The sequence below is a fragment of the Bacillus cereus group sp. MYBKT14-1 genome (assembly GCF_051915185.1).
Classification (GTDB): Bacteria; Bacillota; Bacilli; order Bacillales; family Bacillaceae_G; genus Bacillus_A; species Bacillus_A cereus.
The window spans coordinates 48,154-58,457 of record NZ_JBQAEF010000023.1 but is presented as its reverse complement, the minus strand read 5'-3'; the positions used below and the strand labels follow the sequence as shown (position 1 = coordinate 58,457).

The window sequence follows — 10,304 nt, the reverse complement described above, 5'->3', positions numbered from 1 at the left end:
TACAGAAAGGTTCCAAGAAAAACTTCACGGCCTTTCCCCGATAGAATATCGGGAAAAGGCCGTGGCATAATACTCTTTTTATTACTGTCTACTTGACAGGGAGATGACCAAGTCCTCTTTCATTTTTTAAGTGCGACTTTCAACTTGTTGACAAATTTCATCCGTTGTTAAACCGTGAGCTGTAATGACTGATCCTTTAATTGATGTATCTGCAATGCCCATCATATTAGAATCTTGCCCAGTTACAACGCAACAATCACACCCTTGTGCATCCTGTTCTGAGTTAAGTGTAACAACTTCATGACCTTGTTGCTGAAGAGCTTGTTGAACGTCTGTTAATGAGTTTTCAACGCCAATTCTAGCCATAATTCTCACCTCCTACCATCTAATTGCTAGTATGCTCAAGTTCACTGCATTTATGAAAAGATGGTAGGAAGTAAATCTTTGTTTAGTCATTATATACGCCAGTAAGCATTTGACTAACGAATTGATCGTTTAATGTATCTTGGGCAGAAGAAGTATTTGAATGGATGTCGATTGAAGCAATAAAATGATTATGTTCTTGCGTATTTGGTTCTACCTCTACGTAATTATCGAATTTACAAAAACCTTTCGTATCCATTAGATCAAATAATTGCAGCATTTCTACTACCTCTTGTCTCGTTCCTTTAATTTGTACACACACCATATTAATTTCCTCCTTTATTTTGACAAATTGTTTTTTAAAAATAGGATTATGATTACGAAATGAAAAATATGAATGTTATTTTTAGACAGCGCTATTTTTGTTATTTTCCCCCTTTTTCAGCAAAAGTCGTTATATATTCCCGGATTTATAAAATCGGACGTCCGTTTATTGAATACAATAGATTCGTATCAATTGATGAAAATCCTTCTTTTAAACAAATATTTTTTTAGTGGAAATTGGCGAAAAAAATTTTTTGACTTTTTGTAAACGTTAACAATGTTGTTAAATCAGTATAAGTAAAGAAGTACGTATGATTAAAAATTATAAATTTTCTAAAAATTCACTTGATTTATTTAGAAAGGAGAGTAAACTAGGAAACAATAAAAAATTCATAGAACATAGGAGGCGCTTCTAGTGAATGAGCAATGGATTTTCTTAAATGGAGAATTTGTTCCAAAAGATGAGGCAAAAGTTTCAGTATATGATCATGGCTATTTATATGGCGATGGAGTGTTTGAAGGAATTAGAGTTTATAGCGGTAATGTTTTCCGTTTGAGAGAGCATCTTGTCCGGTTGTATGAATCAGCAAAATCAATCCTTTTAGAAATTCCATATTCATTAGATGAAGTAACAAATATTGTTGTTGAGACGATTCGACAAAATAAATTATCTAATGGATACATTCGCCTTGTTGTATCAAGAGGAGCAGGAAATCTTGGATTGGATCCCGATTCATGTAAGAAGCCGAATGTAGTAGTAATTGCAGAACAATTATCTTTATTCCCACAAGAATATTATGAGAAAGGGATTCCAGTTGTAACAGTTGCAACGCGCCGAAATCGTCCCGATGTTTTATCCCCTCAAGTAAAATCTTTAAATTACTTAAACAATATTTTAGTTCGTATTGAAGCGAAATTAGCTGGAGTACAAGAAGCACTTATGTTAAATGATCAAGGATATGTAGCTGAAGGCTCAGGAGATAACGTGTTTATTGTTAAAGGAAATAAATTAATTACACCACCAAGTTCTGCTGGAGCGTTAGAAGGTATTACACGAAACGCCATTTTAGAAATCGGCGAAAAACTTGGATATGACGTAAGAGAAGAGTTATTTACAAGACATGATGTATATGTAGCTGATGAAGTGTTTTTAACAGGAACAGCTGCTGAAGTTATTGCTGTTACGACAGTAGATGGTAGAACGATTGGCTTAGGGCAAACAGGTCCACATACGAACCGTTTATTAGAAGAGTTTCGTAAGTTAGTTGTAGAAGATGGAGAGAAAATTTACGAAGAAAATAAAGTTGGATAACAACTTTTTTAACATAAGAAAGCGTTGATAGGGAGGAGTAGTTGATTGTGAAGCCTCACAGAGAGTCGGTGGTTGCTGAAAACCGATGGTTCACGTCGACGAACATCGCCCTTGAGTGCTAAGCTAAAGCATTTGTCTAGGCTTAGACGGTAGCTCCGTTATTAGCTAGATCCATTTATGGATCACTGAGGCAAGAGTATTCTTGCAAAGAAGGGTGGTACCGCGAAATCTTTCGTCCCTTCAGCACATAGCTGGAGTGTGGACGTAGGATTTTTTTATTGTATAAAAGTTTGAAAAAGGGGGCTTATAAGAACAATGTCTTCAAAAACGGAAGAGAAACTGGCAACTGGTGCACAGCTATTGTTAGAAGCGCTAGAAAAGGAAGGCGTAAAAGTGATTTTCGGTTATCCGGGTGGTGCCGTTTTACCTCTCTATGATGCACTGTATGATTGTGAAATTCCGCATATTTTAACAAGGCATGAGCAAGGGGCAATTCACGCTGCTGAAGGGTATGCCAGAATTACAGGGAACCCAGGGGTTGTAATTGCAACGAGTGGACCAGGTGCTACAAATGTAATTACGGGTCTAGCGGATGCGATGATTGATTCATTGCCACTTGTTGTATTTACAGGCCAAGTAGCAACAACGTTAATTGGGAGCGATGCTTTTCAAGAGGCGGATATTATGGGACTTACGATGCCAGTGACAAAACATAACTATCAAGTGCGAAAGGCCTCAGATTTACCTCGAATTATTAAAGAAGCATTTCATATTGCTAAAACAGGAAGACCAGGACCAGTCGTTATTGACCTTCCGAAAGATATGGTAGTCGAGAAAGGTGAGCGATGTAGCAATGTACAAATGGATTTACCAGGATATAACCCTAATTATGAACCGAATCTACTTCAAATAAACAAATTACTACAAGCAATTGAAACCGCAAAAAAACCGTTAATTTTAGCTGGAGCAGGTATACTGCATGCGAAAGCTTCGAAAGAATTGACAAGTTTTGCCCGTAAATATGAAATCCCTGTTGTGCATACGTTACTTGGACTTGGTGGTTTTCCGCCAGATGATGGGCTATTTCTAGGGATGGGGGGAATGCACGGTTCTTACACAGCCAATATGGCGTTATATGAATGCGACTTACTCATTAATATAGGTGCGAGATTTGACGATCGTCTTACTGGGAATTTAGCTTTTTTTGCTAAAGGGGCGACTGTTGCACATATCGATATTGATCCAGCAGAAATCGGGAAAAATGTGCCAACAGAGATTCCTATTGTTGCAAGTGCTAAGCGGGCGTTAGAAGTATTGCTTCAATCAGAAGGAAAGAAAGAAAATCATCATGAATGGCTCTCTTTATTAAAGAGTAGAAAAGAAAAGTATCCATTCTCTTATAAACGAAATTCTGAAAGTATTAAACCTCAATACGCGATTGATATGCTATATGAAATCACGAAAGGAGAAGCGATTGTAACAACAGACGTTGGGCAACATCAAATGTGGGCAGCACAATACTATCCGTTGAAAAATCCAGATAAATGGGTAACTTCTGGCGGATTAGGAACGATGGGGTTCGGATTTCCAGCAGCAATCGGTGCGCAAATTGCAAAGAGAGATGAACTAGTTATTGCAATTGTTGGTGATGCTGGGTTTCAAATGACTCTGCAAGAATTAAGTGTATTAAAAGAACACGCTTTACCCGTTAAAGTATTTATTTTAAATAATGAAGCTTTAGGAATGGTAAGACAATGGCAAGATGAATTTTACAATCAAAGATATTCACATTCTTTATTGCCATGCCAACCAGATTTCGTCGCTCTTGCGAATGCGTATGGTATAAAAGGTGTTCGTATTGACGATCCACTTCTTGCAAAGAAGCAAATCCAGCATGCGATCGAATTACAAGAGCCAGTCGTAATCGATTGTCGTGTACTTCAATCAGAGAAGGTTATGCCGATGGTTGCACCAGGAAAAGGTGTTCACCAAATGGAGGGAGTGGAAAAAGGGTGAAGAGAATTGTTACAGCGACAGTTCGAAATCAAAGTGGTGTGTTAAACCGAATTACAGGGGTTATGACACGAAGACATTTTAATATTGAAAGTATTTCAGTAGGTCATACAGAATCATCAGATATATCGCGAATGACGATTGTTGTACACGTTGAAAGTGAACAGCAAGTTGAGCAGTTAATTAAACAACTTCATAAGCAAATCGATGTTCTGAAAGTATCAGATATTACAGAAGAAGCAATGATTGCTAGAGAGCTTGCTCTTATTAAAGTAGCAACTTCTGTAGCGAGGGCAGAATTATATAGTTTAATTGAACCATTTCGAGCCGCTGTAATAGATGTTGGGAAGGATTCCATAGTTGTGCAAGTAACAGGTACGCAAGATAAAGTAGAAGCGTTAATTGAATTACTTCGTCCATACGGTTTAAAAGAAATTGCTAGAACAGGTGTAACAGCATTTACACGTAGTATGAAAAAACAAGATAAGCAAGTTATGTTAATTCAATAATCATTTAAATATAGGGGGAAATGAAAATGGCAAAAGTTTATTATGAGAAAGATGTAACAGTAAATGTATTAAAGGAAAAGAAAGTAGCAATCATCGGATATGGCTCGCAAGGTCATGCGCATGCGCAAAATTTACGTGATAACGGATTTGATGTAGTAGTAGGTTTAAGAAAAGGTAAGTCTTGGGATAAAGCGAATGAAGATGGGTTTTCTGTATATACAGTAGCAGAAGCAGCGGAAAAAGCTGATGTAGTAATGATTCTATTACCTGATGAATTACAACCAGAAGTATATGAAGCTGAAATTGCACCAAATTTACAGGCTGGAAACTCTCTCGTGTTCGCACATGGATTTAATGTTCACTTTGATCAAGTAAAACCACCAGCGAATGTAGATGTATTTCTAGTAGCGCCAAAAGGACCGGGGCATCTCGTACGCCGTACGTTCGCCGAGGGAGGGGCTGTTCCTGCATTATTTGCAGTATATCAAGATGCAACAGGAGTTGCGACTGAAAAAGCACTTTCTTATGCTGACGGAATTGGAGCAACGAGAGCTGGTGTATTAGAAACGACGTTTAAAGAAGAAACAGAAACAGATTTATTTGGAGAGCAAGCTGTACTCTGCGGCGGAGTAACTGCACTTGTAAAAGCAGGATTTGAAACGTTAGTTGATGCGGGATACCAGCCTGAACTTGCATATTTTGAATGTTTACATGAACTGAAGCTAATCGTTGACCTTATGTATGAAGGTGGACTTGAAAATATGAGATATTCAGTTTCAGATACAGCGCAGTGGGGAGACTTCGTATCAGGACCACGCGTTGTTACTGAAGATACGAAGAAAGCGATGGGGGCAGTATTAGCAGAAATTCAAGATGGTACATTTGCAAGAGGATGGATTGCAGAACATAAAGCAGGAAGACCAAATTTCCATGCGACAAATGAGAAAGAGAATAAACATGAAATCGAAGTAGTTGGACGTAAATTACGTGAAATGATGCCTTTCGTACAGCCGCGAGTAAAGGTAGGGGTTAAATAATATGAAGCAGGTTTTGTTCATGGATACAACGCTTCGTGATGGCGAACAATCACCAGGAGTAAATTTAAATGAACAAGAGAAATTACAAATTGCTAGGCAATTAGAGAGGCTTGGTATTCATGTAATGGAAGCTGGATTCGCGGCAGCTTCCGAAGGCGACTTCCAATCGGTAAAACGCATCGCGAATACAATTCAAAACGCTACGGTTATGAGTTTAGCTAGAGCGAAAGAAAGTGACATTCGAAGAGCATATGAAGCTGTGAAAGGCGCTGTATCTCCTCGTCTACACGTATTTCTAGCTACGAGTGATATTCATATGAAATATAAACTTTGTATGTCAAAAGAAGATGTGTTAAATAGTATTCATCGCTCGGTTACGCTCGGAAAATCATTATTTCCGACAGTACAATTTTCTGCAGAAGATGCGACAAGAACATCGAGAGCATTTTTAGCTGAAGCAGTAGAAATTGCGATTCGAGCAGGAGCGAATGTAATTAATATTCCGGATACAGTTGGATATACAAATCCGGAGGAGTATTATTCTCTTTTTAAATACTTACAAGAATCCGTTCCATCATATGAAAAAGCGATTTTTTCTTGTCATTGTCACGATGATCTTGGTATGGCAGTAGCAAATTCGTTAGCTGCGGTTGAAGGGGGAGCATTGCAAGTAGAAGGAACGATTAATGGCATTGGAGAAAGAGCAGGGAATGCAGCGTTAGAAGAAGTTGCGGTAGCTCTTCATATTAGAAAAGATTTTTATAAAGCAGAGCCCTCGATGACTTTAAAAGAAATTAAGGCGACGAGTATATTAGTAAGCAGGTTAACGGGTATGGTTGTACCGAAAAATAAAGCAATCGTTGGAGCGAATGCATTTGCTCATGAATCGGGCATCCACCAAGACGGGGTTTTAAAAGAAGTAACAACTTATGAAATTATCGAACCAGCGCTTATAGGAGAATCTCAAAATCTCTTTGTACTTGGGAAACACTCTGGCCGTCATGCGTTTACGGAAAAAATGAAAGAGCTTGGTTATGAATTTACAAATGAAGAGCGAGATGCGGCATTCGAAGCATTTAAAAAATTGGCTGATCGTAAAAAGGAAATTACTGAAGAAGATTTACGCGCACTTATGCTTGGTGAAGCAGCATTTGCAGCTCAGCAATATAACATTACGCAATTACAAGTGCATTTCGTATCAAATAGTACACAATGCGCAACAGTTGTGCTGAAGGATGAGGAAGGAAATGTATATGAAGATGCAGCCACTGGTTCTGGTAGTATTGAAGCGATATACAATGCGATTCAAAGGATTTTAGGATTAGAATGTGAATTGGCAGATTATCGCATACAATCTATTACACAAGGTCAAGATGCACTTGCTCACGTTCATGTTGAATTAAAAGAAGGTAGTCACCAAATAGCAGGTTTCGGAGTTGCGCAAGACGTATTGGAAGCGTCGGCGAGAGCTTATGTCCATGCAGCAGGGAAATTAAAATCTCTTATAGCGCTTGTGAAATAAATAATTGATAGGTGAGAGAAGCTTTCCTCACCTATCAAATTAAAGTTCTGAAAATTCGGTTAAAAGGAGTGTTAAAAATGGAAAAACGTATCGTTTGTTTAGCTGGTGATGGTGTCGGTCCAGAAGTAATGGAGAGTGCGAAGGAAGTATTGCATATGGTAGAAAGGCTATATGGACATCATTTTCATTTGCAAGATGAGTACTTTGGTGGTGTTGCTATCGATTTAACTGGGCAACCATTACCACAGCGAACACTTGCCGCCTGTTTAGCGAGTGATGCGGTTTTACTTGGAGCAGTAGGTGGACCAAGGTGGGATAGTGCGAAAGAAAGGCCTGAGAAAGGATTATTAGCATTAAGAAAAGGACTCGGTGTATTTGCGAATGTTCGCCCTGTAACGGTAGAAAGTGCAACTGCACATTTATCACCATTAAAAAACGCTGATGAAATTGATTTCGTTGTCGTTCGTGAATTAACAGGCGGAATTTATTTTTCTTATCCGAAAGAGCGAACGGAAGAAGTGGCGACAGATACACTTACGTATCATCGCCATGAAATTGAACGTATCGTTTCGTATGCTTTTCAATTAGCAAATAAGCGGAAGAAAAAAGTAACATCTATTGATAAAGCGAATGTTTTAGAGTCTAGTAAATTATGGAGAACTGTGACAGAAGAAGTAGCACTTCGCTACCCAAATGTGGAAGTAGAACACATTTTAGTAGATGCAGCAGCTATGGAATTAATTCGGAATCCAGGAAGATTTGACGTTATTGTAACGGAAAATTTATTTGGTGATATTTTAAGTGATGAGGCTTCAGTATTAGCTGGATCATTAGGAATGCTTCCATCAGCAAGTCACGCTGAAAAGGGACCTTCATTATATGAGCCTATTCACGGATCAGCACCGGATATTGCGGGGAAAAATAAGGCGAATCCAATTGCGATGATGCGTTCTGTTGCAATGATGCTTGGGCAATCGTTCGGATTAACGAGAGAAGGAGATGCAATTGAAGAAGCAGTTTCTGCAGTCCTTAAATCAGGGAAATGTACAGCAGATATCGGGGGGACTGAAACGACAACTTCATTTACAAAGGCAGTTATTCAAGAAATGGAAGAGCAAGCGTTAGTAGGGAGAGGAAGATAATGGGAAAAAGGTTACTAGATAAGCTTTGGGAAAGACATGTAGTTGCGACTAATGAAAATGGATTGGATTTATTATATATCGATCTACATCTTGTTCATGAAGTAACGTCACCGCAAGCCTTTGAAGGCTTGCGGCTTACAAATCGAACAGTCCGCAGACCAGATTTAACATTTGCAACGATGGATCATAATATTCCAACGAAAGATGTTTGGAATATTACCGACCGCATTGCGAAGCAGCAACTAGATACACTTCGGCAAAACTGTAAACAATTTCAGGTGCCATTAGCGGATATCGGAGATGAAGAGCAAGGGATCGTTCATGTAATAGGACCAGAACTTGGACTCACACAGCCAGGAAAAACGATTGTTTGTGGTGATAGTCATACAGCAACACACGGTGCTTTTGGCGCACTAGCGTTTGGTATTGGTACGAGTGAAGTGGAACATGTATTGGCAACGCAAACGTTATGGCAACGAAAGCCGAAAGCGATGGGCATTGAGTTAAAAGGAAAGTTACCGCAAGGTGTCTATGCGAAAGATATTATTTTACACCTTCTTTCAAAGTACGGAGTAGCAGTTGGAACAGGTTACGTAATGGAATTTTACGGAGAGGCCATTCATGCTATGGATATGGAAGAGAGGATGACGCTTTGCAATATGGCAATTGAAGGGGGAGCAAAGGCTGGCATTATTGCACCAGATGAAAAAACGTTTGCTTACGTAAAAGGGCGTAAATATGCACCGAAAGACTATGAATCTATTAAGGAAAAATGGTCAGAACTTTATACAGATTTAGATGCAGTTTATGATTTACATATTCTAGTAGATGTTACGGATTTAGCGCCGTACGTTACGTGGGGAACAAACCCTAGTATGGGTGTTCGGATCGATGAGAAATTGCCAGAAAAGCATGATGCAAATGATGAAAGAGCGTTTTCTTATATGGGATTGAGTCCCGGACAAAGTACGTATGACATTCCAGTTCAACATGTTTTCATTGGATCTTGTACAAATTCCAGGCTTTCTGACTTAGAAATTGCTGCATCTGTCGTGAAAGGTAAAAAAGTAAAAGAAGGTGTGCGAGCACTTGTTGTACCTGGATCTCAAAGGGTAAGAGAAGCAGCGATGCATAAAGGATTACATCGCATATTTGAAGAAGCTGGATTTGAATGGAGAGAGCCCGGATGCTCAATGTGTCTAGGTATGAATCCAGATCAAGTGCCTGAAGGAGAACATTGTGCCTCTACGTCCAATCGCAATTTTGAAGGAAGACAAGGAAAGGGAGCACGAACGCATTTAGTTAGCCCGGCAATGGCGGCAGCGGCTGCGTTATATGGTCATTTTGTTGATATTAGAAAGGAGAGTTATGATGGAGCCATTTCGTATTCATAAAGGTACTGCCGCAGTACTGATGAATGATAACATTGATACAGATCAAATTATTCCGAAGCAATATTTAAAGAGAATTGAAAGAACTGGGTTTGGGAAGTTTTTATTTGATGAGTGGCGATATGATAATAATCGCCAAGAAAACCCTAATTTCCCGCTTAATGCACAAGAAAGAAAAGGAGCCAGCATATTAATCACAGGTGATAATTTTGGATGTGGCTCGTCTAGAGAACATGCTCCATGGGCACTTGCTGATTATGGTTTCCGCGTTATTATCGCTGGAGGATTTGCCGATATCTTTTATATGAATTGTATGAAGAATGGCATGTTACCGATTGTAATGGATAAAGATATGCGTGAACAACTTGCAAAAACAGATGCGAGGGAACAAATCACAGTTGATTTAGAAAATGAAATAATTATAACGAATATGCATAGATTCCATTTTACAATCGAGAAAATGTGGAAAGAGAAGTTATTGAATGGTTTAGATGAAATTAGTATTACAATGCAATATGAACAAGAAATAAAAGAGTATGAAAGAAAAGTGGCTTTACATTAAAAAAAGTGACGGAATATTAAAAATGTATTTACATTCAAAATTAACTGTTATATACTATGTGAAAATCAGAGGAGAAAGGGAGTAAGTATTATGAATACAATAAAATCTATTACAATGCTTACACAACTA

Annotated in this window: 11 protein-coding genes and 1 other annotated feature; of the genes, 9 read left to right on the top strand and 2 right to left on the bottom strand. The window is 38.6% G+C overall.

Going from position 1 to position 10,304, the window contains the following annotated elements; all coding sequences use genetic code 11:
• A partial coding sequence (locus ACTFO4_RS28200; RefSeq protein ID WP_325782447.1) for an IS3 family transposase occupies positions 1–70 on the top strand: 70 nt, incomplete at its 5' end.
• 56 nt (positions 71–126) lie between these two features.
• On the opposite strand, the gene ACTFO4_RS28195 is transcribed toward ACTFO4_RS28200, so the two are convergent.
• Both ACTFO4_RS28195 and ACTFO4_RS28190 read right to left on the bottom strand, forming a co-directional pair.
• Positions 127–366 (bottom strand): YkuS family protein, encoded by a 240-nt coding sequence (locus ACTFO4_RS28195; protein ID WP_000101019.1) that lies wholly within the window; start codon positions 364–366, stop codon positions 127–129.
• 82 nt (positions 367–448) lie between these two features.
• Positions 449–688: a DUF3911 family protein gene (locus ACTFO4_RS28190; protein ID WP_440013352.1), complete on the bottom strand. Its 240-nt coding sequence runs from the start codon at positions 686–688 to the stop codon at positions 449–451.
• Positions 689–1,102: 414 nt separating this feature from the next.
• Here ACTFO4_RS28190 and ilvE point away from each other — a divergent pair, with 414 nt between their 5' ends.
• The 8 genes from ilvE (at position 1,103) to leuD (ending at position 10,175) form a co-directional block, all read left to right on the top strand.
• A complete protein-coding gene (gene ilvE / locus ACTFO4_RS28185; protein WP_001005486.1) occupies positions 1,103–1,999 on the top strand; it encodes a branched-chain-amino-acid transaminase in 897 nt (298 codons plus the stop codon).
• A gap of 15 nt (positions 2,000–2,014) precedes the next feature.
• Positions 2,015–2,242 (top strand) — a binding site (T-box leader).
• A 72-nt stretch (positions 2,243–2,314) separates the two neighbouring features.
• Positions 2,315–4,015: an acetolactate synthase large subunit gene (gene ilvB / locus ACTFO4_RS28180; protein ID WP_000095868.1), complete on the top strand. Its 1,701-nt coding sequence runs from the start codon at positions 2,315–2,317 to the stop codon at positions 4,013–4,015.
• Positions 4,012–4,521: an acetolactate synthase small subunit gene (gene ilvN / locus ACTFO4_RS28175; protein ID WP_000822952.1), complete on the top strand. Its 510-nt coding sequence runs from the start codon at positions 4,012–4,014 to the stop codon at positions 4,519–4,521. Before ilvB ends, ilvN begins: the two co-directional genes overlap by 4 nt.
• 26 nt (positions 4,522–4,547) lie before the next feature.
• Entirely contained in the window at positions 4,548–5,558 is a 1,011-nt protein-coding gene (gene ilvC, locus ACTFO4_RS28170) for a ketol-acid reductoisomerase (RefSeq protein ID WP_001151741.1), read from the top strand.
• Between the two features lies 1 nt (position 5,559).
• Positions 5,560–7,080: a 2-isopropylmalate synthase gene (gene leuA, locus ACTFO4_RS28165; protein ID WP_440013353.1), complete on the top strand. Its 1,521-nt coding sequence runs from the start codon at positions 5,560–5,562 to the stop codon at positions 7,078–7,080.
• 77 nt (positions 7,081–7,157) lie between these two features.
• Positions 7,158–8,222 (top strand): 3-isopropylmalate dehydrogenase, encoded by a 1,065-nt coding sequence (gene leuB / locus ACTFO4_RS28160; RefSeq protein ID WP_061456958.1) that lies wholly within the window; start codon positions 7,158–7,160, stop codon positions 8,220–8,222.
• The gene (gene leuC / locus ACTFO4_RS28155) at positions 8,222–9,616 is read left to right on the top strand and encodes a 3-isopropylmalate dehydratase large subunit (RefSeq protein WP_000518109.1); all 1,395 of its coding nucleotides are present in this window, start codon (positions 8,222–8,224) and stop codon (positions 9,614–9,616) included. Before leuB ends, leuC begins: the two co-directional genes overlap by 1 nt.
• Positions 9,594–10,175 carry a 3-isopropylmalate dehydratase small subunit gene (leuD, locus tag ACTFO4_RS28150; RefSeq protein WP_000433187.1) on the top strand — a complete coding sequence of 194 codons (582 nt, stop codon included), beginning with the start codon at positions 9,594–9,596 and terminating at the stop codon, positions 10,173–10,175. Before leuC ends, leuD begins: the two co-directional genes overlap by 23 nt.
• Positions 10,176–10,304: the final 129 nt, after the last annotated feature.

What these genes read in the sequence shown, in the direction of transcription:
- ACTFO4_RS28195 (WP_000101019.1), bottom strand. Translation starts at nt 366, where the DNA reads ATGGCTAGAATTGGCGTTGAAAACTCATTAACAGACGTTCAACAAGCT.
- ACTFO4_RS28190 (WP_440013352.1), bottom strand. Translation starts at nt 688, where the DNA reads ATGGTGTGTGTACAAATTAAAGGAACGAGACAAGAGGTAGTAGAAATG.
- ilvB (WP_000095868.1), top strand. Translation starts at nt 2,315, where the DNA reads ATGTCTTCAAAAACGGAAGAGAAACTGGCAACTGGTGCACAGCTATTG.
- ilvC (WP_001151741.1), top strand. Translation starts at nt 4,548, where the DNA reads ATGGCAAAAGTTTATTATGAGAAAGATGTAACAGTAAATGTATTAAAG.
- leuA (WP_440013353.1), top strand. Translation starts at nt 5,560, where the DNA reads ATGAAGCAGGTTTTGTTCATGGATACAACGCTTCGTGATGGCGAACAA.
- leuB (WP_061456958.1), top strand. Translation starts at nt 7,158, where the DNA reads ATGGAAAAACGTATCGTTTGTTTAGCTGGTGATGGTGTCGGTCCAGAA.
- leuC (WP_000518109.1), top strand. Translation starts at nt 8,222, where the DNA reads ATGGGAAAAAGGTTACTAGATAAGCTTTGGGAAAGACATGTAGTTGCG.
- leuD (WP_000433187.1), top strand. Translation starts at nt 9,594, where the DNA reads ATGGAGCCATTTCGTATTCATAAAGGTACTGCCGCAGTACTGATGAAT.